General features: G+C 63.5%; 22 protein-coding genes and 1 pseudogene. 13 read left to right on the plus strand and 10 right to left on the minus strand.

All coding sequences use genetic code 11. The annotated features are described in order from the left end of the window. The first annotated feature begins 367 nt into the window (after positions 1 to 367). The 3 genes from ACXJMY_RS34185 (at position 368) to ACXJMY_RS34195 (ending at position 4,073) form a co-directional block, all read left to right on the plus strand. A complete protein-coding gene (locus ACXJMY_RS34185) occupies positions 368 to 907 on the plus strand; it encodes a TRAP transporter small permease subunit (protein WP_456623758.1) in 540 nt (179 codons plus the stop codon). After that, positions 904 to 2,505, plus strand: coding sequence for a TRAP transporter large permease (locus tag ACXJMY_RS34190; protein ID WP_456623759.1), 1,602 nt, complete (start codon positions 904 to 906; stop codon positions 2,503 to 2,505). Before ACXJMY_RS34185 ends, ACXJMY_RS34190 begins: the two co-directional genes overlap by 4 nt. A gap of 290 nt (positions 2,506 to 2,795) precedes the next feature. After that, positions 2,796 to 4,073 carry a M20/M25/M40 family metallo-hydrolase gene (locus ACXJMY_RS34195; RefSeq protein ID WP_456623760.1) on the plus strand — a complete coding sequence of 426 codons (1,278 nt, stop codon included), beginning with the start codon at positions 2,796 to 2,798 and terminating at the stop codon, positions 4,071 to 4,073. A 272-nt stretch (positions 4,074 to 4,345) separates the two neighbouring features. Here ACXJMY_RS34195 and ACXJMY_RS34200 read toward each other — a convergent pair whose 3' ends face one another. From ACXJMY_RS34200 to ACXJMY_RS34230, 7 genes are all read right to left on the minus strand, one after another. Beyond that, positions 4,346 to 5,662 (minus strand): sensor histidine kinase, encoded by a 1,317-nt coding sequence (locus ACXJMY_RS34200; protein ID WP_456623778.1) that lies wholly within the window; start codon positions 5,660 to 5,662, stop codon positions 4,346 to 4,348. A 52-nt stretch (positions 5,663 to 5,714) separates the two neighbouring features. Then, positions 5,715 to 6,389: a response regulator transcription factor gene (locus tag ACXJMY_RS34205; protein ID WP_456623761.1), complete on the minus strand. Its 675-nt coding sequence runs from the start codon at positions 6,387 to 6,389 to the stop codon at positions 5,715 to 5,717. Between the two features lie 315 nt (positions 6,390 to 6,704). Continuing rightward, complete coding sequence (locus ACXJMY_RS34210) at positions 6,705 to 7,793, minus strand: TRAP transporter substrate-binding protein (protein WP_456623762.1); 1,089 nt, start codon at positions 7,791 to 7,793, stop codon at positions 6,705 to 6,707. A 295-nt stretch (positions 7,794 to 8,088) separates the two neighbouring features. After that, positions 8,089 to 8,538 (minus strand): hypothetical protein, encoded by a 450-nt coding sequence (locus ACXJMY_RS34215; protein ID WP_456623763.1) that lies wholly within the window; start codon positions 8,536 to 8,538, stop codon positions 8,089 to 8,091. Positions 8,539 to 9,109: 571 nt separating this feature from the next. After that, positions 9,110 to 10,198, minus strand: coding sequence for a TRAP transporter substrate-binding protein (locus tag ACXJMY_RS34220; protein WP_456623764.1), 1,089 nt, complete (start codon positions 10,196 to 10,198; stop codon positions 9,110 to 9,112). A 207-nt stretch (positions 10,199 to 10,405) separates the two neighbouring features. Next, on the minus strand, positions 10,406 to 11,548 hold the full coding sequence (locus ACXJMY_RS34225) for an Mrp/NBP35 family ATP-binding protein (RefSeq protein ID WP_456623765.1): 1,143 nt from the start codon (positions 11,546 to 11,548) through the stop codon (positions 10,406 to 10,408). A gap of 53 nt (positions 11,549 to 11,601) precedes the next feature. Then, complete coding sequence (locus tag ACXJMY_RS34230; RefSeq protein WP_456623766.1) at positions 11,602 to 12,039, minus strand: VOC family protein; 438 nt, start codon at positions 12,037 to 12,039, stop codon at positions 11,602 to 11,604. Between the two features lie 199 nt (positions 12,040 to 12,238). On the opposite strand from ACXJMY_RS34230, the gene ACXJMY_RS34235 reads away from it, so the two are divergent. The 5 genes from ACXJMY_RS34235 (at position 12,239) to ACXJMY_RS34255 (ending at position 16,973) form a co-directional block, all read left to right on the plus strand. Then, on the plus strand, positions 12,239 to 13,111 hold the full coding sequence (locus ACXJMY_RS34235) for an NAD(P)-dependent oxidoreductase (RefSeq protein ID WP_456623767.1): 873 nt from the start codon (positions 12,239 to 12,241) through the stop codon (positions 13,109 to 13,111). A 21-nt stretch (positions 13,112 to 13,132) separates the two neighbouring features. Then, positions 13,133 to 14,410, plus strand: a complete 1,278-nt coding sequence (nhaD, locus tag ACXJMY_RS34240; protein WP_456623768.1) for a sodium:proton antiporter NhaD — start codon at positions 13,133 to 13,135, stop codon at positions 14,408 to 14,410. A gap of 136 nt (positions 14,411 to 14,546) precedes the next feature. Further along, a complete protein-coding gene (locus ACXJMY_RS34245) occupies positions 14,547 to 16,142 on the plus strand; it encodes a sensor histidine kinase (RefSeq protein ID WP_456623769.1) in 1,596 nt (531 codons plus the stop codon). A 44-nt stretch (positions 16,143 to 16,186) separates the two neighbouring features. Then, complete coding sequence (locus ACXJMY_RS34250; RefSeq protein ID WP_456623770.1) at positions 16,187 to 16,390, plus strand: DUF1289 domain-containing protein; 204 nt, start codon at positions 16,187 to 16,189, stop codon at positions 16,388 to 16,390. Positions 16,391 to 16,418: 28 nt separating this feature from the next. Continuing rightward, positions 16,419 to 16,973: a TIGR02281 family clan AA aspartic protease gene (locus tag ACXJMY_RS34255; RefSeq protein ID WP_456623771.1), complete on the plus strand. Its 555-nt coding sequence runs from the start codon at positions 16,419 to 16,421 to the stop codon at positions 16,971 to 16,973. 24 nt (positions 16,974 to 16,997) lie between these two features. On the opposite strand, the gene speB is transcribed toward ACXJMY_RS34255, so the two are convergent. Then, positions 16,998 to 17,960: an agmatinase gene (speB, locus tag ACXJMY_RS34260; RefSeq protein ID WP_456623779.1), complete on the minus strand. Its 963-nt coding sequence runs from the start codon at positions 17,958 to 17,960 to the stop codon at positions 16,998 to 17,000. 244 nt (positions 17,961 to 18,204) lie between these two features. On the opposite strand from speB, the gene ACXJMY_RS34265 reads away from it, so the two are divergent. Together ACXJMY_RS34265 and ACXJMY_RS34270 are read left to right on the plus strand one after the other, a co-directional pair. After that, positions 18,205 to 19,119, plus strand: coding sequence for a polysaccharide deacetylase family protein (locus ACXJMY_RS34265; protein WP_456623772.1), 915 nt, complete (start codon positions 18,205 to 18,207; stop codon positions 19,117 to 19,119). 252 nt (positions 19,120 to 19,371) lie between these two features. Beyond that, the gene (locus ACXJMY_RS34270; RefSeq protein WP_456623773.1) at positions 19,372 to 20,034 is read left to right on the plus strand and encodes an outer membrane protein; all 663 of its coding nucleotides are present in this window, start codon (positions 19,372 to 19,374) and stop codon (positions 20,032 to 20,034) included. 63 nt (positions 20,035 to 20,097) lie between these two features. Here ACXJMY_RS34270 and dusA read toward each other — a convergent pair whose 3' ends face one another. Continuing rightward, positions 20,098 to 21,093 carry a tRNA dihydrouridine(20/20a) synthase DusA gene (gene dusA / locus ACXJMY_RS34275; RefSeq protein ID WP_456623774.1) on the minus strand — a complete coding sequence of 332 codons (996 nt, stop codon included), beginning with the start codon at positions 21,091 to 21,093 and terminating at the stop codon, positions 20,098 to 20,100. 133 nt (positions 21,094 to 21,226) lie between these two features. Here dusA and ACXJMY_RS34280 point away from each other — a divergent pair, with 133 nt between their 5' ends. Together ACXJMY_RS34280 and ACXJMY_RS34285 are read left to right on the plus strand one after the other, a co-directional pair. Next, complete coding sequence (locus ACXJMY_RS34280) at positions 21,227 to 22,069, plus strand: site-specific integrase (RefSeq protein WP_456623775.1); 843 nt, start codon at positions 21,227 to 21,229, stop codon at positions 22,067 to 22,069. After that, complete coding sequence (locus ACXJMY_RS34285) at positions 21,994 to 22,320, plus strand: tyrosine-type recombinase/integrase (protein WP_456623776.1); 327 nt, start codon at positions 21,994 to 21,996, stop codon at positions 22,318 to 22,320. Before ACXJMY_RS34280 ends, ACXJMY_RS34285 begins: the two co-directional genes overlap by 76 nt. 802 nt (positions 22,321 to 23,122) lie before the next feature. On the opposite strand, the gene ACXJMY_RS34290 is transcribed toward ACXJMY_RS34285, so the two are convergent. Continuing rightward, positions 23,123 to 24,025, minus strand: a complete 903-nt coding sequence (locus ACXJMY_RS34290; RefSeq protein ID WP_456623777.1) for a GNAT family N-acetyltransferase — start codon at positions 24,023 to 24,025, stop codon at positions 23,123 to 23,125. Between the two features lie 235 nt (positions 24,026 to 24,260). Between ACXJMY_RS34290 and ACXJMY_RS34295 the strand changes: the two are divergent. After that, positions 24,261 to 24,505 (plus strand): annotated as a pseudogene (locus tag ACXJMY_RS34295) (glyoxylate/hydroxypyruvate reductase A); the annotation flags it as partial.

Here is a 24,505-nt window from a genome sequence, read left to right on the forward strand (position 1 = left end):
GCAGCGCGTCAATTTGCCCATTTTCCGATTGACGGCGATCAAGCCCGCTGGTTTGGTGCAGCCGCCTTTGCTTGCCCGGCAACAATAAGCCGGCCCGCCCCTTCGGCGGTCGCGGTCAAGACGGCAAGGCACGAGGGGAGGACTGACGCCGCAATCGCTCCGGAAAACGAGCCATGTGGTCGCGTGCCTTTTGCACGCGAGCCGAGCGATGCGTGCCGATGCCTTCCGTGATGTCTGAAGCGCGATGAGATGAGGATGTATCATCATCTCATCGCGCTTCAGGTTGTTGTTCGAGCATGATCTTTTTCGGAAAACCGCGTCACACTTTTCCGGATCATGCTCATGGCCGCGACGGAGAGAAAGTAAGATGCGTCCCTTGCTGGCGCTGAGCAACGCCATCGACCTCCTCAATGAAAAGATCGGGTACGTCTGCAACCTGCTTGTGTTGCTGGCCTGTCTGGTCAGCGCGGCCAACGCCATGATCCGCTACGCCTTCAGCAATTCGTCGAACGGCTGGCTGGAGCTGCAATGGTACATGTTCGCCATCCTCGTGATGTTCGGCGCGTCCTACACCTTCAAGCGCAATGAGCATGTGCGGGTCGAGATCTTCTATTTGACGCTTTCGGAGCGCGGCCAGCTCTGGCTCGACATGATCGGCACGCTGTTCTTCCTGATCCCCTCCTGTCTGCTGCTCGCCTATCTGTCGTGGCCGTTCTTCATGCAGGCCTACAATGTCGGCGAGGTGTCGGGCAATGCCGGCGGCCTGATCCGCTGGCCGATCAAGTTCGTGATCCCTGCCGGCTTCGTCCTGCTGGCGCTCCAGGGTGTTTCCGAAGTCATCAAGCGTATCGCGGCTCTCCAGGGCTATGTCACGATCGACGCCAAGTACGAGAGGCCGACCCAATGATTACGCTGGAGATGATGCCGCCGATGATGTTCGGCGGCCTGGTTCTGGCGATGCTGATCGGCTTCCCCGTGGCGTTCACGCTGGCGGCGGTCGGGCTCTCGTTCGGCTTCCTCGCCATCCATCTCGGATTCTTCGACCTCAACTTCCTCCAGGCGATTCCCGGCCGCGTGTTCGGCAGCGTGCTCTCCAACGAGCTCCTGCTCGCGATTCCCTTCTTCACCTTCATGGGCGCGATCCTGGAACGATGCGGCCTCGCCGAGGACATGCTGGATTCGATGGGCCAGCTGTTCGGCCCGATCCGCGGCGGCCTCGGCTACTCCGTCATCATCGTCGGCTTCATCCTCGGCGCCATCACCGGCACGGTGGCGGCCCAGGTCATCGCCATGGCGATGATCTCGATGCCGGTGATGATCCGCTACGGCTACAACATGCGCTATATCACCGGCGTGCTCGCCGCCTCCGGCACGATCACGCAGCTGGTGCCGCCCTCGCTGGTGCTGATCGTGCTCGCCGACCAGCTCGGCAAGTCGGTCGGCGACATGTATCTCGGCGCCWGGGGCCCCTCGGTGTTCCAGATCATGCTGTTCGCCGGCTACACCTTCGTGCTCGGCCTGATCAAGCCGGACCACGTGCCGCCGGTGCCGAAGGAAGCGCGCACGCTGACCGGCTGGGCGCTGTGGAAGAAGTGCCTGATGGGCATCATCCCATCGGCGGTGCTGATCTTCGTCGTGCTCGGCACCATGATGATGGGCCTTGCGACCCCGACGGAAGCCGGCGCGATGGGTGCGATCGGCGCCATCGTGCTCGCCGCGATCCATCACAAGGACTTTTCCTCGGCAGGCCGCAAGATCCTGATCCTCGGCATCGTCGCCGCCGGCGTTGGCACCATCGTCGCGATGCTGTTCACCGAGAACCTGATCTTCAGGCTCGCGTTCGCGGTCACCTATCTCGCCGTGACCTGGATCTGCATCGAGGCCGCGCGCATCCCCGACCTGCGCGACCTGATCAAGCAGGGCTACGAGACCACCATGCGCATCACCTGCATGGTCACCTTCATCCTGATCGGCTCGACCTGCTTCTCGGTGGTGTTCCTGGGCGTCTCCGGCGGCGTCTGGCTCGAGCACCTGCTGACCTCGCTGCCGGGCGGCGTCTGGGGCTTCCTGATCTTCATCAACCTCTTCATCTTCTTCCTGGCGTTCTTCCTCGACTTCTTCGAGATCGCCTTCATCATCCTGCCGATGATCGCGCCGATCGCGCAGAAGGTCCTCGCGCCGGTGGTGGGGCCGGATGCGGCGCTGATCTGGTTCGGCGTGATGCTCTGCGTCAACATGCAGACCTCGTTCCTGCATCCGCCGTTCGGCTTCGCGCTGTTCTATCTGCGCGGCGTGGCGCCGAAGGAAGTGAAGAGCTCCGATATCTATTGGGGCGCGATCCCCTGGATCGGCCTGCAGATGATCATGGTCCTGCTCGTGATCGTCTTCCCGGTCACGGTGACGGGCCTGCTCGACAAGCCGCTCAATGTCGACCTCGACAAGGTCAAGATCGAGGTGCCGCAGATCGACCTGCCGCCGCTGGACCTGGGACCACCGCAGAAGTAGCGGCCGCGCTTTCTTCCTTCTCCCCTTGCGGGAGAAGGTGGCGCGCGTAGCGCGCCGGATGAGGGGTTGCTTCCGCGCACTCAACTGAGAATAGGACTCGCCGAGGCAATCCCTCACCCGTCTCGCCGCTATCGCCCATAGCCGATGCAAAGCATCGGCGTTATAAGGACGGCGGCCGAAGGCCGCCTATGCCACCCTCTCCCACAAGGGGAGAGGGTTTGGCGGCGCGCGTGACAAGCGCGGCAAACACGGGCATACCGGGCCATCCTCCAATTGATGGACCGCCGCGCATGTCCCGATCGTACTTTGCTCCGTCGCTGTTCGCTTCGCTCTGGCTGGCATGTGCCGCAACAATGGCGCACGCGGAACCGATCGCCGAGATCCATGCGCTGGCGCAAAAGGAGCAGCAGCCGCTGCTCGACACGCTGCGCGATCTCGTCAGCATCGAATCCGGCAGCAAGGACATCGACGGCCTGAACCAGATCGCCGAGCGCGTTGCCGGCCAGCTCAAGCAGCTCGGCGGCACGGTGGAGATCCTGCAACCCACCGACGTCTATCGCCTCGACGACACGCCCGAGAAGATCGGCCCGGCCGTGCACGCCGTGTTCAAGGGCACCGGCAGTAAGAAGATCATGCTGATCGCCCACATGGACACGGTGTACCTGAAAGGCATGTTGAAGGACCAGCCGTTCCGCATCGACGGCGACAAGGCCTACGGCCTCGGCATTTCCGACGACAAGCAGGGCGTCGCGCTCATTCTCCATACCGTGGCATTGCTGCAGAAACTAAGCTTCAAGGATTACGGCACACTCACGGTGCTCACCAATGGCGACGAGGAGATCTCCTCGCCCGGCTGGCGCAGCACCATCACCAAATTCGCCGCGGATCAGGACGTGGTGTTCTCGTTCGAGGGCGGCGGCACCGACGGCACGCTGCGCCTCGCCACCAGCGGCATCGGCTCCGCCTATCTCACGGTGCAGGGCAAGTCCTCGCATGCGGGCGCACGGCCCGAGGGCGGCATCAACGCGCTGTACGAGCTCTCGCACCAGGTGCTGCAGATGAAGGACCTGTCCAAGCCCGAACAGGGCCTGAAGCTGAACTGGACGGTCTCCAAGTCCGGCACCAACCGCAACGTGATCCCTGCCGAAGCCACGGCCCAGGCCGATGCGCGTGCGCTCAAGGTGGCGGATTTCGACGAGTTGCAGAAGGCGCTGCAGGAGAAGATCAAGAACCGCCTGCTCCCCGACTCCAAGGTCGACCTGAAATTCGAGGTGCGTCGCCCGCCGCTCGAGGTCGACGACGCCTCGCGCCGCGTCGCGGCCTACGGCAAGAGGCTCTATCAGGAGCTCGGACTGTCCCTCAAGGTCGACGAGAAGGCGACCGGCGGCGGCACCGATGCCGCGTTTGCCGCGCTCAAGACCAATGGAGCCGTCGTGGAAGGCATGGGCCTGTCGGGCTTCGGTGCGCACTCCAACGATGCCGAATATGTGCAGATCAACAGCATCGTGCCGCGTCTTTATCTGGCGACACGCATGATCATGGACCTGTCCACCGGCAAGCTGAAATAGCCGCCGCTTTTCTTCCTTCTCCGCTTGCGGGAGAAGGTGGCGTAGGCCGCCTTTGGCGGCCGTCCTAAAGTGGCCGCCGAAGCGAAGCTCGGCTACGGCGCCGGATGAGGGGTCCTCCCCGCGCACGCATCTGCGAGAGACAGACTCGCAGAGACAGACCCCTCACCCGTCTCGCCGCTAGCGCCATAGCCGATGCAAAGCATCGGCGTTATGAGGACGGCGGCCGAAGGCCGCCTATGCCACCCTCTCCCACAAGGGGAGAGGGTGCAGTGTCAGTGCCGCACTGGTTTCACCCCAGCGTCGCCCGCTTTCTCCGCCAGCCTGAACCGCAGCGTGAACTGTGCGCCGCCGTCCGGGAGATTTTCCACCGCAACGGTCGCGGCATGATCATCCGCGACGGCGCGCACGATCGACAGCCCGAGGCCCGCGCCGTCGGTACGCTGGCGGTCGGCGCGCCAGAAGCGCTGGAAGATCAGGTCGCGCTCGGCCTCCGCAATGCCAGGGCCGCGATCGCGCACATGCACCGAACCGTCGTCGCGCACCTCGACGTCGACCGACGTGTCCGTCGCGGTGAACTTGATGGCGTTTTCGGCGAGGTTGAAGATCGCGCGCTGCAGCATCTCGGAATTGCCGTGGATCATCACCGGCGCATCCGTGCCCTTGAGCGCGATGTCCTTGTGGCGGGCGAGCGCGAACGGGGCGATCGCGCCGACCACCTCGGCGCAGACCGCGCGCAGGTCGGCGGTCTCGCCGGGATCGAGCACCAGCGTGTCGAGCTCGGCGATCTCCAGGAGCTGGGCGACGATCCGGCTCATGCCCTCGATGTCGGCATGCAGCACCTCGCGCGCGGCGCCGTCATGAAGCGTCTCGATCCGCGTGCGCAGGATCGCGAGCGGCGTGCGCAATTGATGGGCGGCATCGGCCGTGAACTGCCGCTGCACCCGAAAGCCGTCCTCGAGGCGGTCCAGCGCCTGGTTGACGGCGGTGACGAGCGGCATGATCTCGCGCGGGATCTGTTCGGTGGGCAGGCGGATGTCGGTGCGCGACGGACCGATATTGCTCGCCTCCTCCGAGGCCTTCCACAACGGCGCGACCGCGCGACGGAAGATGATGATGTCGGCCGCGAGCAGGATCAGCAGGATCGGGATGGTGATCCATCCGACCCGCCGGAAGAAGTTCGAGACGATGTCGTCGATGATGACGTCGCGATGGGAGAGATCCTCGGCAACGCGGATGCGCACCAATTTGCCGTCGATGATGCGGGTGACGCCGGCGCCGGAAATCGTCTCGGACAGCGTCGGCGCCGCAGCGGCTGCGCCGGTCTTGCGGCGCGATGAAAACAGCAAGCGGCCGTCGGCATCGCGGATGTCATACAGATAACGGCCATAGGCCTCCGAGTAGAGGCCCTTGAGACTGTCAGGCAGGTTGAACGTCAAGAGGCCGTCCGGCTGCGCGACGATGCGCTCGGCGAGCACTTCGGCCTGCGCGCGCATGGCGTCGCGGTGCAGCTGGTCGATCTCCGAATTGAGCAGCCAGAACAGCACCAGCGGCAGGAAGATCGCGACCATTGCGACCGCGACGATGTGCATGAAGACGATGCGCGAGATCAGCGATTTGAAGGTCGGCGACCTCTGCGGCACGCTATTTCTCCTCGGCCATGAGATAGCCGACGCCGCGAATGGTGTGGATCACGACCTTGGCGCCGTGCTCGGCAAGCTGCTTGCGCAGCCGCGACACATAGACCTCAACCGCGTTGGAGGCGACCTCGCCTTCGAGGCCGAAGATGTGGTCCTCGACGTTCTTCTTCGGCACCACCCGCCCCTGCCGGCGCAACAGGATCTCCAGCACCGACGCCTCGCGCGCGGAGATGATCCGCGGCTGGTCGTCGATGAAGATCTGGCGGCTTTCGGTGTCGTAGACCAGGTTGGCGAGGCGCAGCGAACGCCCGAGCAACTGGCCCGGGCGGCGCAGGATCGCCTCCAGCCGCGCCACCAGCTCCTCCATGGCGAACGGCTTTGCGAGGTAGTCGTCCGCGCCGCTGCGCAGGCCGCTGACGCGGTCCTGCAAGCCGCCGCGCGCGGTCAGCACCAGCACCGGCAGCGGATCGGTCTGGCGGCGCAGCTCGCGCAGCACCGACAGGCCGTCGCCGTCGGGCAGGCCGAGATCGAGGATCATCGCGGCATAGTTGACGTTGCGCACCGCCTCGCGCGCCTCGGCTGCGGTGCTGACGATGTCGCTCTCATAGCCGGCCGCCGAAAGCCCGCTGGCCACGAGCCGCGACAGCTCGGCATTGTCCTCGACGATCAGAAGGCGCATCGCAATCTCGCCGGATGTTCCGGTGTCACCACACGGCTCGCGCCGCTTCCTCGCTCTCTTCCACCATCCGTCCGGTTTCAGCCAGCAAAAAGGCAAACATCGCCAGCCTTTTCGTACCTGTCAGGTTCGCGTAAGGCAATTTGGAGGCCCCTGATGCGGCCGCGCGGTCGGCTGTTGAGCCGCAAGCCTATCAGCGCTTAAGAGGCACGCCTGGCATTCGCGAATAGGCAGGTTGTCGTCTGCTTGTTGGCGCGTCGCGAAGCGCAAAACCCCGGAGCCTTCGCTCCGGGGCCTTGCACGCGATAGGTGACGCGATCAGCTCTGCGACCGCCGCGCCATGAAGATGTCGTATCCGACCTCGGCGACCTGGAACCAGGAATAGCTGTCGTTGGAGAATTTGGTGAGGGACTCGTACACCTTCTTGAAGTTGGGGTTGGTCGCCGAGACCTCGTCATGCAGCTCCTTGGCCGCCTTGTAGCAGGCATCCATGATCGGCGGCGAGAAGGCGTGCAGCTTGGTATTGTTGGCGAGCAGCTTCTTCAGCGCCAGCGGATTGGCCTGGTCGTAGCGCGCCATCATGTAGTTGTTGGCGTAATGGCCGGCCTGTGTGAGCACGCTCTGGTAATATTTCGGCAGCGCGTTCCACTTGTCGAGGTTGACGAAGGCCAGCAGCATCGGGCCGCCCTCCCACCAGCCGGGATAGTAGTAGTGCGGCGCGATCTTGTAGAAGCCGAGCTTCTCATCATCGTAGGGGCCGACCCATTCGGCGGCGTCGATGGTACCCTTTTCCAGCGCCGGATAGATGTCGCCGCCGGCGAGCTGCTGCGGCACCACGCCGAGCTTCTGGAGCACGCGGCCGGCAAAGCCGCCGATGCGGAATTTCATGCCCTTGAGATCATCGGGCGTGTTGACCTCTTTCCTGAACCAGCCGCCCATCTGGCAGCCGGTGTTGCCGGCGAACAGCGAGACGACGTTGTAGCTCTTGTAGAACTCGTTGAGGACTTCGCGTCCCCCGCCCTGCATGTACCAGGCCTGGTTGATGCGCATGTTCGGCCCGAACGGCACCGCCGAGCCGAAGGTGAAGGTCGGGTCCTTGCCGAAATAGTAATACGAGGCGGTGTGGCCGATCTCGCAGGTGGCGTTCTGCACGGCGTCCAGCACCTGGAGGCCCGGCACGATCTCGCCGGCCGCGAAGATCTGGATCTGGAATTTGTTGTCGGTGGCTTCCGCAACCATCTTGCACATCATCTCGGCGCCGCCAAAGAGCGTGTCGAGCGATTTCGGCCAGCTCGTCGGCATGYGCCATTTGATTTCCGGCATCGACTGCGCGATCGCCGGAGCGGCGAGCGTGGCGGCGCCGGCCGCACCAAGTCCTGTGACCTTGATGAAGTCTCTTCTCTTCATGATTTCCTGCCCTGATGGATCTGATTGTGAAGCCTTCTTGCCGAGGCTTGCGGCCAGCATGGCGCAACGGCACGCCGAAAGCCATCCCGATCGCACTGAGGCAAAGAAAAAGCCCGGCCTCCAAGGGAAGCCGGGCTTTGCGGTCTTGCGACCCTTTAGCCTAAACTTTCATCAGCCACGGGTGCGCGAGCGGATCAGGAACTGTCGGGGGCGGGGCAGTCCATTCTCAATCGCTGAGTTCGTCGCGCGTGATTCGAGGCTCCGGTTTCGGAGCTTGAAGCACGTCGCGGGCGCGTCAGCAGATTTTCTGGAAGCGCGGCCGCCAGCGCGGCAGTTCGACCGGCGGCAGCACGTACCTTTTGCCCTCGGCCGAGATCGTCAGCGGCTGCCCGGAGTCCAGAAGATCGAAGACGCGATTTTCCAGCGCGCGCCATTTGTCTTCGGCAAGCTCGGGATGGCCGAGGTCCGGCTGGTTGAACATTGTGGTGTTCGGCGGGAAGGACTCGGGACCGGCGTAGGTGAAGCCGGCGAAATCCATCTGCATCTTGCCGTTGGCGATCGTGATCGAGGCCTTGGTGTGGTCCTGTTTCGGCGCTTCCCCCGGATAGACCGCGTCCATCTCGAAATGCGCGCCGCAGCCGATGCGAAATACTGTCTTGCCGCTGGTGTCGTAATAGCCGAGATACGGCCGATCCTGGCGATCGATCTCGAATTTCCAGGCACCTTTCAAAATATCTTTCGACATACCGCCGGCCGCCGATGCCGCGGACAACCCGAGCCACGTTACAGCGACAACGAGTCCAAGCAGCCTTGCATGCGCCATCACGGCAAGCCCCCAACGCGATCCGCGATCGTTCCTTCAGGGATCGTCGGACCGATTTCGGATTATGCGATTATGGCTTTGTGCCACTGTTTTGCCCGACGAGTCAAACGGCCTCGTTGCTCGGCCGAGCCCGTCTCTATCCGCTCGTCATTGCGAGCGCAGCGAAGCAATCCAGAATCGTTCCGCGGAGGGACACTGGATTGCTTCGCTGCGCTCGCAATGACGATGAGGCGGCAGAGGTGCGCCAAACGCCGGCGTCGTCTGGCAAATCACAGCGTCGGCACTGGCGGCGCAATGATTGCGCCATCCCGCCGATTTACCCCGACGCGTCAGACTGTTGGCCGCGTCCGCCGGCGGATATCCCCCGCACCCCATTTCTACTTTGCATGGGGTTGTTTTCCATATTTTTTGTTTGGCACCCGCCCAAGAGCAAAGAAAAAGCCCGGCCTCGCGAACGAGGCCGGGCCATTCAGTCTGACAGCTTGGTCGGCGATCAGCCGCGGGTGCGCGAGCGGATCATGAAGCTGTCGTAGGTGTATTCGGCGACCTGCCACCACAGATATTCGTCGGAGCGGTAGGCCTGCATGGCGTCGATCGACTTCTTGAAGTCGGGGTTCTTGGCCGAGGTTTCCGCCCACAGCTCGTTGGTCGCCTTGAGGCAGGCTTCGAGCACTTCGTTGGTGAAGGGACGAAGCTGGGTGCCGCCGGCCACCAGACGCTTCAGCGCCGACGGATTCTGCATGTCGTAGCGCGCGGCCATCCAGCTGTTGGCGTTGGCCATCGCGTTGGTGAGGATCGCCTGGTAGTTCTTCGGCAGCCCGTTCCACTTGTCGAGATTGATGAAGGAGTGCACCGTCGGGCCGCCTTCCCAGAAGCCCGGATAGTAGTAGTACTTGGCGACCTTGGCGAAGCCGAGCTTCTCGTCATCGTAGGGACCGACCCACTCGGCCGCGTCGATGGTGCCCTTTTCCAGCGCCGGGTAGATGTCGCCACCGGCGAGCTGCTGCGGCACCACACCGACCTTCTGGAGCACCTGGCCGGCGATGCCGCCGATGCGCATCTTGAGGCCGGAGAGATCGGCAACGGTCTTGATCTCCTTGCGGAACCAGCCGCCCATCTGGGTGCCGGTGTTGCCGCAGGGGAAGCCGATCACGTTCGACTTCTTGAAGAACTCGTTGGCGAGCTCGTTGCCGCCGCCCTGGTAGAGCCAGGAGTTCTGCTGGCGCGCGTTGAGGCCGAACGGCACCGACGCGAAGATCGCGAAGGTCGGGTCCTTGCCGACATAGTAGTAGGACACGGTGTGGCACATCTCGACCGTGCCGTTCGAGGTCGCATCGAGCGCCTGCAGGCCGGGGACGACTTCGCCGGCGGCGAACACCTGGATCTGGAACTTGTTGTCGGTCATCTCGGCGACGTACTTCGCCACCTGCTCGCCGCCGCCATAGATGGTGTCGAGCGACTTCGGGAAGCTCGAAGTCAGGCGCCACTTCACCTCGGGCGAGGATTGCGCGATCGCCGGCGAGGCCACTGCGGTCGCCGCCGCGCCTGCTGCCGACACTTTCAAGAAATCACGACGCTTCATCTTCAGGTCTCTCCTTGCTGGGGCGTTTGTTTCCCCTAGACTTCCTCTTTGCCGCCGCTCATTCCGGCGACGCGTTTGGGCCGCGTCGAACCGAAGGGGCTTGACTGCCGTGGGCCTTTAACACGGAAGCCCCGGTTTCGGAACGCGACATTGGCATGACGGGGCTCTACGAAAGTCGCATGGCCCCGCGGGCTCGGCGGGGCCGGCTCAGGCCGCGGCGATGACGCCCTTGAGCTGGTCCCGGACCTGGCCCGCAATGGCGCGATAGATCGCCGCATGGGGGCCGTCCGGCTCGCTGTCGACCACCGGGCTACCGGCGTCCGAGCTGGCGCGAATCGCCATGTGCAGCGGAATCTCGCCCAGGAACGGCACGCCGAGCTTCTCGGCCTCGTGGCGCGCGCCACCGTGGCCGAAGATGTCCGATTTCGTGCCGCAATGCGGGCACTGGAAATAGCTCATGTTCTCGACGATGCCGAGCACGGGCACGTTGACCTTCCGGAACATGGCGAGCCCCCGCCGCGCGTCGATCAGCGACAGGTCCTGCGGGGTCGAGATGATGACGGCGCCCTTCAGCGGCACGTTCTGCGCCAGCGTGAGCTGGGCGTCGCCCGTGCCCGGCGGCATGTCGACGACGAGCACGTCGAGTTCGCCCCATTCGACGTCGCGCAGCATCTGCGTCACCGCCGACATCACCATCGGGCCGCGCCAGATCATCGCGGTCTCTTCCTCGACGAGGAAGCCGATCGACATGATGGCGAGGCCGAAACGCCGCAGCGGAATCATCTTGCGCTCGCCGTTCAGCTCCGGCTTGTCGCGCAGGCCGGTCAGCCGCGGCACCGAGGGGCCGTAGATGTCCGCATCGAGCAGCCCGACCTTGAGGCCGAGGTCGCGCAAGCCCAGCGCTAGATTGAGCGCGGTGGTCGACTTGCCGACGCCGCCCTTGCCGGAGGCCACCGCGATCACCGCGGCAACGCCCGGGATCTCGGACTGCCGCGCCATCGGCGAGGTACCGCCCTGCGGCGGCTTGTGGGCATGGACCGGCTGCACGCCCGGCGTGCCGCGGCTCGGCGTCGGTGGCGGTGGCGGTGGCGGCGCAGCGCCGGGCTTGCGCTCGGCGGTGAGCGCCACCATGACCGTGGTGACGCCGGGAATGGCGCGCACGGCTGCCTCCGCGTCGGCCCGGACGGACTCCCAGGCCCGCGCCTCGGCGGCATCGACATTGATCGAGAAGAACACCTTGCCGTCGGACGCGCTGATCGCGCTCAGCACATTGGCATTGGTGAGCGCGACCCCGCGCGGCGACTTGATCCGGCCAAGGCTGTCGAGAACCTGCTGCTGCGTCACGCTCAAAGCGCATCTCCTAGAGTTCAGGATGCCCCATTAGAGCGGAAACGTCCAAAAGGCTACTGCCTGCCGATATCGTCAGCCATCTCGGCCGGCGCCGCCCCCTGCTCCTTGGCCGCCTCGTAATTGAGCTCGATCATCACCCCGTTGGGGTCGTGGACGAAGATCTGCCAAAGGTCGCCGCCAGGCACCTGGCGGGACTCGAACTTCATCCCCTTCGACGCCAGGCGCTGCTTCATGCCGTCAAAACCACGGCTGACGAAGGCGACGTGGTGGACAACGCCGGAATCCGGCTTTTGTGGCTCCGCCGTCGGAGAAATATCGACGAGGTGCACCACCGGCCTTCCCTCGCTGTACATCCAGGCGCCGGGAAAGGCGAAATTCGGCCGGGCGCCATTTTCCAGGCCCAGCACGTCCTCGTAGAAGCGGACCGTGTCGGCCAGATTCCGGGTCCGGATGTTGAAATGATCGAGGACGCCCACGCTCACGCCGCCCATGCCTTCGCTCCCTCTTTATGCAAGTCCCGAGGCCCGCCATTCTAGCACAGGCGGCTGCCAAACGAAGCCGTTGCCCTCTCGCCTCAAGGGTTTATGGTGCGCTCCTAATCCGCCCTCACAGCGGAACTGCAAAAACGCCGTTTGGCGCCCCCCGCCCGGCAAGAACCGTAAAACCCAAACTACGGACAAGGTTACAAACATGGCTAAAGTCGCTTTCCTCGGTCTCGGCGTGATGGGCTTCCCCATGGCCGGACACCTCGTGAAAAAAGGGGGCCATGAGGTCACCGTCTACAACCGCACCGCGGCCAAGGCGAAGGAATGGGCGGACAAGTTCGGCGGCAAGACCGCGGCGACCCCGAAGGCCGCCGCCGAGGGCCAGGATTTCGTGATGTGCTGCGTCGGCAACGACAATGACCTGCGCGCGGTCACGATCGGCCCCGATGGTGCCTTCGCCGGCATGAAGAAGGGCGCGACCTTCGTCGACCACACCACCGCATCCGCCGAAGTCGCCCGCGAGCTCGACGCGGCCGCCACCAAGGCCGGCTTCAAGTTCATCGACGCGCCGGTTTCCGGCGGCCAGGCCGGCGCCGAGAACGGCGTGCTGACAGTCATGTGCGGCGGTGCGGCGGACGCCTATGCCGGCGCCGAGCCGATCATCACGGGCGCCTATGCGCGGATGTGCAAACTGCTCGGGCCCGCCGGCTCCGGCCAGCTGACCAAGATGGTCAACCAGATCTGCATCGCCGGCCTCGTGCAGGGCCTCTCCGAGGGTATTCACTTCGCCAAGAAGAGTGGGCTCGACGTTGCCGCCGTGATCGAGACCATCTCCAAGGGCGCCGCGCAGTCCTGGCAGATGGAAAACCGCTACAAGACCATGAACGAGAACAAGTACGATTTCGGCTTCGCGGTCGAATGGATGCGCAAGGATCTCTCGATCTCGCTGGCCGAAGCCCGCCGCAACGGCGCCAATCTGCCGGTGACTGCGCTGGTCGACCAGTTCTACGCCGAGGTCGAGAAAATGGGTGGCAAGCGTTGGGATACGTCGAGCCTGCTCGCGCGCCTTAACCGCTGACAGTGACGAACTGACCCTGCCTTGCTGATCGCACTCGCCGCAATCTTCGTCCTCGCCTATGCGGCGATCGCGCTCGAGCACCCGATCGGGGTCAACAAGAGCGCGTCCGCGCTGTTGGCTGCGGGGCTGCTCTGGACGGTCTACGCGACTGCGACGGGCGACCACAATGTGGTCGGCCGTCAGCTCGATGAATCCGTCGCCTCGACCGCGCAGATCGTGTTCTTCCTGATCGGCGCGATGACCATCGTCGAGGTGATCGACGCCCATGACGGCTTCGAGGTCATCACCTCCCGCATCAGCACGACCAGCCAGGTCAAGCTGATGTGGTTGGTCGGGTTCGTGACGTTCTTCCTGAGCGCGATCCTCGACAATCTGACGACCACGATCGTCATGATCTCGCTGATCCAGCGACTGATCGCCCGGCGCGAGGACCGGCTGCTGTTCGCCTCTCTCATCGTCATCGCCGCGAATGCCGGCGGCGCGTGGACCGTGATCGGCGACGTCACCACGACCATGCTGTGGATCGGCGGGCAGATCACGCCGCTGAAGATCATGAGCAACGTGTTCCTGCCCTCGCTGGTCAATTTGCTGGTGCCGCTCGCGTTCATCGGCCTTTCGCTGAAGGGCAAGACCATCGCGCCGCCGCCGAAGGACCACGGATTGCTGAGCGTCGAGCGGTTCGAACGCAACCTGATGTTCTATCTGGGCCTGGGCGTGCTGATCGCGGTGCCCGCCTTCAAGACGGTCACGCATCTGCCGCCCTTCATGGGCGTGCTGTTCGGGCTCGGCCTGGTCTGGCTGGTCGGCGAGATCGTTCATCGCCACAAGGACGAGCATGTCCGCCGCCCGCTGACGCTTGCGCACGCGCTGACGCGGATCGACATGGGCTCGATCGTGTTCTTCGTCGGCATCTTGCTCGCGGTCGCCAGCCTCGATCATGCCGGCCTGCTCTCCCTGGTCGCCAAATGGCTGGACACCGTGATCGGTCGCCAGGATGTCATCGTCGTCGTGCTCGGGCTGCTCAGCGCCGTCATCGACAACGTGCCGCTGGTGGCCGCGACCATGGGCATGTACGATCTCGCGCACTATCCGCCCGACAGCTTCCTCTGGGAGTTCATCGCCTATTGTGCCGGCACCGGCGGATCGATCCTGATCATCGGCTCGGCCGCCGGCGTCGCCGCCATGGGGCTCGAGCGGATCGAGTTCCTCTGGTACGCCCGCCGCATCGCGGTTCCCGCGCTCGCCGGATATCTGGCCGGGGCCGTGGTCTATGTGGCGCAGCATGCGCTGCTGCACTGAGCGGCGTGGACAGGATTCGAATTAACGCCCGGTTAACGTAATTCTTTAGCTCCTTAAGGCACCTCTTAAGGATTTATTGCCACAGATAGACAATGCAGAAGGCCCGTCTCGCGCGGGCAGGAATTGTTGTTGTGCGATGAGTAACCCCGCTGAAAAGCCCGAGGTTGTGCAGCTTCCGGCCGCGCCGGTGAGCGCGCCGTCGGCGAGCAGTCGCCGGGCCGCCGCGCAGCGGGTGCGCGAGGCGCGCGACAAGTTAACGTCGACCAGCGGAACCCGGCCCGCCTTCGACGCCGAGTTGCTCCGTCAATATGCCCAGACAAGACTGTCCGCCTCCTATGTCGTGATGCTGCTGGTGGTGGCGACCGGCGTGCTGTTCGGACTGTGGATGCAGCCGATCCCGGCCGTGGCCTGGACCTGCGGCATGCTCTGCATCCACGGCGCGATGGTCCGCAGCTGCCGGCGGTTCCTGGCCGAGGCGTCATCGCCCACGGCGACGCGTGCATGGCGGACGCGCTTCGTCGTGCTCGACCTGCTCTATGGCCTGTGCTGGATGGCGATCATGATCCATCCCGTGCTCGACATGGTCACGGAAACGCTGATGATGTTCCTGATGCTGCTGGTGATCGCAGTGTCGAGCATGCTGGCGGCCAATTTACCGATCGCAGCCCTCGCCGCCACCGCGCCCGTTGCCGTCGCGATGGCGCTGAGCTTTGCAATGATCGGCTCGCTGGACAATTACATCCTGGCGGCGCTCGCGCTCGCAGCCGAAGGCTATTTCGTGCTGCTGGCGCGCCAGCTGCACGCCTCGACCTTCGCGACACTGGAAGCGCGTGCCGAGAAGGACGCGCTGATCGGCGAGCTCGAGCAGGCCAAGGCGATCTCGGACGAGGCGCGTCACCGCGCCGAGTCCGCCAACGTCGCCAAGTCGCGCTTCCTCGCGCAGATGAGCCACGAGCTGCGCACGCCGCTGAACGCGATCCTCGGCTTCTCCGAGGTGATGAAGAGCGAGATTTTTGGCGCGCACGCGGTGCCGGTCTACAAGGAATATTCCGCCGACATCCACAATTCCGGCGTGCACCTGCTCAACCTCATCAACGAGATCCTCGATCTGTCGCGGATCGAGGCCGGCCGCTACGAGCTCAACGAGGAGGCGGTGGCGCTGGTCGGCATCGTCGCCGACTGCCACCACCTGATGAAGCTGCGCGCATCGAGCCGCGGCATCACCATCCACGAGGTGTTCGAGCAGGCCATGCCGCGGCTCTGGGCCGACGAGCGCGCGATCCGCCAGGTCGTGCTCAACCTGCTGTCCAACTCGATCAAGTTCACGCCGCAGGGCGGCGAGATCTGGCTCAAGGCCGGCTGGACCGCATCGGGCGGACAGTATCTTTCGGTGAAGGATACCGGCTCCGGCATTCCGGAGGACGAGATTCCGGTCGTGCTCGCCTCGTTCGGCCAGGGCTCCAACTCGATCAAATCGGCCGAACAGGGCGCTGGCCTCGGCCTGCCCATCGCGAAGAACCTGATCGACCTGCATGGCGGCACGTTCACGCTGAAATCGAAGCTGCGCATCGGCACCGAGGTGATCGTCACCTTCCCGCCGGAGCGGGTGATGAGCGCGCTGGCGCCGCTGTCAGATGATTCTCCGCCGCTCCAGCCGGAGGGCTCCCTCGTGCCTGACGAGAAGCGCCGGCCGCGCCACAAGCCGATCATGAGCGCAGGTACGGGCTCTTAAACACATGCTTGCAGAAATGCCCGACGATCCCCCACTATGTCACAATGAGCAAAGAAACGCCGTGCGTCGCCGTCTGCATGATCGATCCCAAGACCAAGCTGTGCTTCGGCTGCGGCCGCACATTGCCGGAGATCGCGCGCTGGCATGCGATGGAAAGCGCGGAACGGCTGGCGGTCATGGCGATGCTGCCGGCGCGCATGACGGAAGCCGGTTTGCAGCCGATCGCGGGATCGCCGAAGCGCAGTTGAGCTGCGTGCGCCCTTGTGGAGGCGCGCGATGATCCGCTTCCTGCTCGTCCTCATCATGCTCGCCGGCACCGCCGGTGCCGTCGTCGCCTATGGCGATCCCGATCAGATCGCGCGCGCCAGCCACAAGGTCTCGCACATGTTCCGCGGGCAGGCCGCCTCGCCCGCTCCCGCGGTGCAGATCCAGCGCGGCCAGGGCGGCGAATTCGCGTTGCGCGCCAAGATCAACGGCGTTGCCGCGCCAATGGTGATCGATACCGGTGCGACCTCCGTGGTGCTGACCTGGGAAACCGCGAAAGCGATCGGGCTGCCGCTCGAGATGCTCGAATACGACGTCGACCTCGAAACCGCGGGCGGTCACACCAAGGCGGCCCGGCTCACCCTCGACCGTCTCGCCGTCGGCCACCTCGTCGAGAAATCGGTTCCGGCCCTCGTCGTGCAGCGCGGACAGATGAAGACCAACCTGCTTGGCATGAGCTTCCTCGATCGCCTGGAAAGCTGGGGCGTGCGTTCCGACAAGCTGATGCTCACCGGCTACCCGGAGCTTCAGAGCAGCCATCGCCGCTCGCGGCTGGCGGTCGATTAGGGCACGTGGCGGCGGGACGGCTGTTCACTTTCGCTGCGAACGCGCTTCGAAGATATAGCCAAGGAAATTCATCAGCACCTGTGCCGCAAGAATGCCGGTCACGCCCGCGGGATCGTAGGCTGGAGCGACCTCGACGAGGTCGATCCCGACGACCTCGCCTCGCTTCGCGAGGCCCTGAAGAATCTCCATCACCTCGTAGTATTGAAAGCCCCCATGGCTCGGCGTTCCCGTTCCCGGTGCGATCGAGGGATCGAAGCCGTCGATGTCGATCGTCACATAATAGCGGGCGCCGTGCGGAATCCGATCCAGGACGCCGTCGGCGCCGAGCTTGCGTGCCTGGCGCACCGAGAGGATGGTGGAGCCGCGCGCACGGGCATCCTCATAGCCTTCGCGGGCGGTCGACGACACGTTGCGGATGCCGATCTGGGTCAAGCCCGTGACATGGGCCTGCTCGGCCGCGCGTCGCATTGGATTGCCATGTCCCTCGCGCACGCCATGCCTCACGTCCACGAAATCGAGATGGGCATCGATCTGGACGATATGGATCGGGCCATGCCCGCTGAAGGCCCTGACGCAGGGAATGTTGACGGCGTGGTCGCCGCCAAGGACCACGGGCATCGCGCCTCGTTCGAGGATCTTTCGGACTGCCGCTTCGGCGTTGGCATGGCTCCTGGCCGTATCGGTGTGGACAATGTCGGCGTCCCCGACGTCGACGATGCGCACCTTGTCAAGCGGCAGATAGGTGACGTCATCCTCATGATCATAGGCGCCACCATGGCCGAAGGAGAAAAGGGTCGAGGCTTCGCGGATGGCGCGCGGCCCGAACCTCGCGCCCGAACGGTATTGCGTGCCCATGTCGAAGGGCACCCCGAGCACCGCGACATCGGCGTCGAGCCTGTCCCACTCAAGGCAGACGGGCCGCTTGCCGAAGGTGCAATGCCCGACAAATGGCAGATCAAGTCTGCCGTCTTCATACCCGTGTGCCATCTTTCCTCCGATCGGCAAATACTCGGAACGGGATGGCAAGGCCATTCTCGGAACGGGCCATCCGTCCGCGGTGTCGATGCAAGTGGAAGCAGGTTCTGTTCCAGTTGATATGACAATTCCGCGGCGGCGACCGGCATCAGCGCGCTGGAGGGTGGTGGCATGCCCAATGCATGGGCTCGAAACCGCCGCCGGCTTCGAAAGAGCTGAGCGCTTGAATGGCAGACCGACTCCGGAGGCGCCACGAATGATCGCCAACCCCGTCCGCTGGCCCAACGGAGCGAAGTGCGCCTGCTGCCTGACGTTCGACATGGATGCCGACAGCCTGATCCATGTCGAGCACCCCGGTGACGGCAATCACCGCGTCTCGGGCATTTCCATGCTGCGCTATGGGCCGACCGTCGCGGTGCCGCGCATCGTCGAGACCTATCGGCAGCTCGGAATCAAGCAGACCTTCTTCGTTCCGGCCTGGTGTATCGAACAGTATCCCTCCGCCATCGAGGCGATGCTCGCCGGCGGCCACGAGATCGGGCATCACAGCTATATTCACGAGAACCCGCTCGACCAGACACGGGAAGAGGAGGCCTATTGGCTCGATCTCGGCATCGACATCATCCGCAAGGCGACGGGACAGGCGCCACGCGGTTGGCGGGCGCCCCTCTACAATTTCTCGCATCGCTCCCTCGACCTGCTGCTGGGAAGAGGCTTCACCTATGATGCTTCGCTGATGGGTGATGATGTGCCCTATGTCATCAAGAGCAGGGCGAACAGCGGCGAGCTAATCGAGCTGCCTACGCATTGGGGCCTCGACGACTGGCCGCAATATGTCCAGTCCTTCGACCTCGACTACTTCATGCCCGTGCGCAGCCCCAGCAACGGCTTTGCGGCTTTCCTGGAGGAATTCCAGGCGGCCTACGCTTATGGCGGGTTGTGGATCCCGACGCTGCATCCCTTCGCGACGGGACGGCTCGCGCGTTGGCACGTGTTCGCCGGCTTCCTCGAGCGGACGGTCGCGCAAGGCGACGTCTGGTTTGCACCGATGGAAGAGATCGCCGCGCATGTCCGGCGCGAGATCGACGAGGGGCGCTATGTGCCTCGCGTTGAGCTCCTTCCGCAATATCCCGAACCAGTCGGCCGGATCTTTCCGCGACGTCAGCCGTAGATCGGGAGGGATATGCAGAGCTCAGCCATCCGCTTCGTCATGGCGGGCATCGCCTGGCCCTGCAACAGACCACCCCCTGACAAAGGCAGTAGCTAACACCCAGCATTCGGAAGCGAGTTGCTCCGAACGCGTGCCGGTGTGGCATTTCCGTCATTTACAAACCGCCCAGTCGGTTTATAAGAGAGCCATTCCCGGATCGGGGTTGGACAAGGGCTGCTCCCTGACGGAGGCGGCCAAGTGGGAGATTGAGACATGACTGCCAAAGCCGCCTTACGTCGCGCGATGAGCGCCCTGCCCTTTGCCATCGCGTTCGCCGCGGGCAGCGCGGGCGCAGCGGACCTGTCGCCGCGCTATGCGGCGCCTGCCTATACGGCACCGCAGCCGGTCTATTCCTGGACAGGCCTCTATGCCGGCTTCAATGCGGGCTACGGCACGAGCGCCGACGACGCCTTCAACAATCTCGTGGGAACCAGCGGCGGCAAGATCAAGGGCGCCGTCGGCGGCGTGCAGATCGGCTACAATTACCAGATCTCGCCGATGTTCGTGGTCGGCATCGAGAACGATTTCGAGGGCACCGACCTGAAGAACCACGACGCCGTCAACAGCGCGGCCGTCAGCCTGCCCTGGTACATGACCGGCCGCGCCCGCGCCGGCATCGCGACAATGGATTCACGACTTCTGTTCTTCGGGACCGCAGGTCTTGCCACCGGCGAATTGAAGGACGGCGGCCTCAACAAGATGAAGATGGGCTGGACCGCGGGCGGCGGCGTCGAATGGGCGTTCCTGCCGAAATGGTCGGCCAAGGCCGAGTATCTCTACACCGAGTTCAAGCACGACGATCTGCCGGACTGGAACGCCGCGAAATTCCACACCTTCCGCGTCGGCGTGAACTATCACTTCGACCTATTCCGCTGAGCGACCACGCTCCGAAGCGCCGAATCCCTCATCAGGCCCTTCGGAGCACTCCGCGCAAAGTGGCTACGCAGCGGCCTCGGCCGGCGCGCCGCTGCCGATCCGGGCGATCGCATCGCGCAGCACGGTGGTGCCCGCGCCCGGCTTCACCCCCAGCTCGGCGAGATGGCGGCGGAAGGCGCGCGCGCCGGGTACGGCGTGGAACGCGCCCACGAAATGCCGCGTGATGGCGTGCAGCCGCGTGCCGCGCGCGAGCTGCTCCTCGATATAGGGCATCATCGCCTCGAGCGCGTCCTGCATGGTCGCATGCGGCGCCGCCTCGCCGAAGATCTCGGCATCGACGGAGAGCAGGCGCCACGGATCCTGATAGGCAGCGCGGCCGAGCATCACGCCGTCGACGTGTTCGAGATGTGCTTTCGCCGCGTCGATGCCCGGGATGCCGCCGTTGATGATGACAGGCACGTCCGGCATCGCGCGCTTGAGGCGATAAACACGATCGTAGTCGAGCGGCGGGATGTCGCGGTTCTCCTTCGGCGACAAGCCGTTGAGCCAGGCTTTCCGGGCATGCACGATCAACGCGTCGCAGCCGGAGGCGACCACCGCACGCGCCAGCGTATCGAGCGCCACTTCCGGATCCTGGTCGTCGATGCCGATGCGGCATTTCACGGTGACGGGCACCGCGACCACACGCTTCATCGCATCGACGCCCCTCGCCACGAGCTCCGGCTCCGCCATCAGGCAGGCGCCGAAGCGGCCATCCTTCACGCGGTCCGACGGGCAGCCGACATTGAGATTGATCTCGTCATAGCCGAACTCCTCGCCGATCCGCGCAGCCTGCGCGAGCTCGCGCGGGTCCGACCCGCCAAGCTGAAGCGCCACCGGATGCTCCACCGCGTCGAATCCAAGCAGCCGCTCCCGGTCGCCATGAATGATGGCGCCGGTCGTCAGCATCTCCGTATAGAGCAGCGCCCGACGGGTCAGGTGACGGTGGAACACCCGGCAGTGCCGGTCGGTCCAATCCATCATGGGGGCGACGGAAAAACGATAGTCTTGCGATTTCAAACGTTTGCCCTACTATCTCAATGGGATGGAAGAAGAACGTGTGCACTCCAAACTAGCCGAAATTGCACACGTTTGTACCCGTTTTGACCTCTCGGTGCACACATAGTGCACACGAAAGCCGGAGTGCACACGCGTGGCGACCTTCACTCAATTGGCATCTGGAAACTGGCGCGTCCAAGTCCGCCGCAAGACCCGTTATGTGGCCGAGACGTTCCGACGACGCAAGGACGGAGAAGAACGGGCGCTCGAGATGGAGCGCAACATTGACCGCAACGGATCGTCAAAGCCACGCGTAGTCCGGAACATTCGCACATTTGGCGACCTGATCGACCTGCACGACGAAGACATGCGCGAAGTTGGAAAACCCCCTCGCCGATCAAAAGCTGCCGTGATGGCGTCGCTCAAGACGGAGCTCGGCAGTGTGAAGCTGCCCGCTCTCAATCGAGAGCGGCTCATCGAGTTCGGAAGAAAGCGTGCCAAGCAGGGTGCTGGCCCCGCGACGTTGGCGATCGATTTGTCTTTCATCCGCACAATCATAACGCATGCCGCCGCTGTGCACGGCATCGAGGTTTCAGCCGAGGAAGCCCGCCTCGCGCGCGTCGCTTTAAGTCACCTCAATTTGGTTGGAAAGAGCAAAGAGCGTGACGGACGTCCCACACAAGACGAACGCGATGAACTAATCGAATACTTTGAGACGAACCATCGGCAATTTATACCGATGGGACGGATCGTCAGATATGCCGTGGCGACGACTTTGCGCCAGGAAGAGATCTGCAAACCCGAGTGGCCACTGGTTGACATGAAAAAACGATTGGTGGTCATTCAAGACAGAAAGGATCCAAGGAATAAGGATGGAAATGACCAGAAGGTCCCTTTGCTCAACCTAACCGGCTATGACGCGTGGGAGGTCGTGCTTCAGCAGCGGATTGTGACTCGAGGCTATGGACGAATCTTTCCCATAACCACAGATCCGTAAGCGCGGCATTCACCCGGGCATGCGATGAACTCAAGATCGAAGACCTGCATTTCCACGATCTGCGTCACGAGGGAACGAGCCGCCTGTTCGAGGCAGGACTCCCAATTGAAAAGGTAGCACTGGTCACCGGTCACAAAGATTGGCGACAACTCCAGCGCTATACCAATCTCAAGGTTGAAGATCTTCTTAAGCTGCAATACGCACAGCAGCCGTCAATGGAAGAATTCATTGAGACGCTAGCAGCCTCCTAGAGGTCCACAATGTTGCGAGACGGTCGCGAGCCGCGTCGCACGAGAGTTGCGCTCGCAACTCGACGCGGCGCCCGGAGAGCCAGAATGCAAGAAGCAGGTCCACTCGTCCAATCTCTGCGAGTTGGCCGGGGCCGTCGCTGGTGCCACTTGGCGAAAATGATCACGCACATCGTCAACGAGTCTCGAAACCCGTCGACCGACACTAGGATCCCATCACGCCGTACCCAGCAACTTGCTCCGGCGTCGAGGCATTTAGTCGCTTTCGTTCCCCGCATCGGGCGCCATTTCGCCGTCCATCCGCCACGCAACTGTGCGATGGAGACGCGGCCGCGGACGGCAACATACCGCACTCTTTAACATCAACTGATAAGCTTTGCGACCAAAGCTTATCAGTTGGCAATTTGCTCCATTTGTCGGTTTCCCTTATCAATTCGCCAGGTGAATCCAGGCGCAGTCAACTGGTCAGCAGATAGCCGACTCGCGACTTTTCACACAGCCAGGGTCAAAACGAGACTTGCTGGACTGCTAGCGCCTCGTCCGCTTCTCGTAAGATTAACCGATTGAAAGACTTACATTCTCGCTCCAAGCCATCATGGGGAAGTTTGAGCTAGGTCCAGCCAGCAGGAGCCATTGAGATCCAATATGTACACTCCAACGGCCGCTTTGCGCCAAAAGCTGCCGTTTAGATACACGATCCGTATGCCTTTCCGTACAGAGCGGATCAGGCGCTTAGGGCCGTTACAGTTCGCTTAAAGAAAGCGATGCTCAAAGCGCTCCCGCGGCGAACACCCATTGATTTGCCTCAACCAAGCGCCTGGCTTGCCAGTGCGTAGGTTACGGGCATGCTTCCAGAATGCTCGTTGGGGTCACGGAAGTCTCCTCCCAGCGACATCGTCGTAACGGTGTCAAAAACAGCAAGGCCTGCTCGCGCCACGAAGGAGGAGAACTCGCCCTTGGCGAGGTGGCTATCGATTCGCAGAAACTCTCCCTCATGGGCAGTCATGTGCGGTGCGATTACGACGATCGCGTCCTTGTCATTTGACGCCACCACGGGCCCGATGACATGACCGCGTCCAAACGGGCGGCACAGCGCAAAGGCCTCGAGGCGGTCATGCCGGTAGAGTCCGAGCCCAGCTGATTGCTGCAAGAGAGCAGCAAGCAGCTCTGCGCGCGATGCGCCAAACCCCCGCGCATCGAGTTCAGCGACAGCCGCAAGATCCCCCTGGTCCAGACGACGCAGCTCGGCGCCTTCCGGAGTGCGGGGCATCTCGTCGGACCGCTGCGCCTCAGCTTGACGTTGAAACACCGTCCTCTCGGGACGGAAGCCTAGCGAACGATAGAGCTTGCGCGCTGCGCGCGTGGCATTGAGACGGAGATTGCGTTCCTTGCACTCGGAAAAAACGCGCTTCATGAGCCACTGTGCCGTGCCGCGTGCCTGAAGCCGGGGAGAGGTGATGACCATGCCAACAGTGGCAAAATCCGAGCCATGGGGAAACCACATCGCTGAGCCCAGTGCCCGTCCAATCTCATCGTGAGCGACGATGCCGTGGCCGACGTCCCGCAGAAACTGCCAATCCTCGGCGCGGTGCGGCCAGCCGACGCCGATCGAGAGCGCATGAAGCTGGTCCAGGTCGACCGTGTCGATGTCGACCGCACGCGCCTGGAACGCATCGATCGTCCGCGAAGCGGAACCGCGACTTTTCATGTCGTTCCTCTGATCGGCATTGGACGCCGCTCGAATGGTGGCAATTCGGACTCGTTACAAGGCATCAGCCAATCTCAGCATAGATCAGGCGTCGCGGCAGAATACATTTCAGAACGGCTGCCTCACGAAACAATCCACCAAATCGCCACCGCATTCGGCATGAAACCAGGGCGCCGCCCGTTACGATGGCTCCGTCCGGCGAACCCCGCCATTCTCTGCGCCTCAAGATAGACCCATGACTTTTCTCTTTAATTCCGACGCGCAGCGTGAGGCGGTGTTTCGCAGCGCCTTCGCCCGCGAACTCCCGGACCTTTCCTTCGCGAATGATCCGGCCACGGTCGATTCTGGCCTGGTGCGCTATGTCATCAGTTGGACGGTGCCGGAGGGGCTTGAGCGGTACCGCAATCTTGAGATCCTGTTTTCGGTCGGGGCCGGGGTCGACCAATTTCCGCTCGCGGCGCTTCCACCCGAGGTGAAGAT

Source organism: Bradyrhizobium sp. P5_C12 (genome assembly GCF_054049735.1).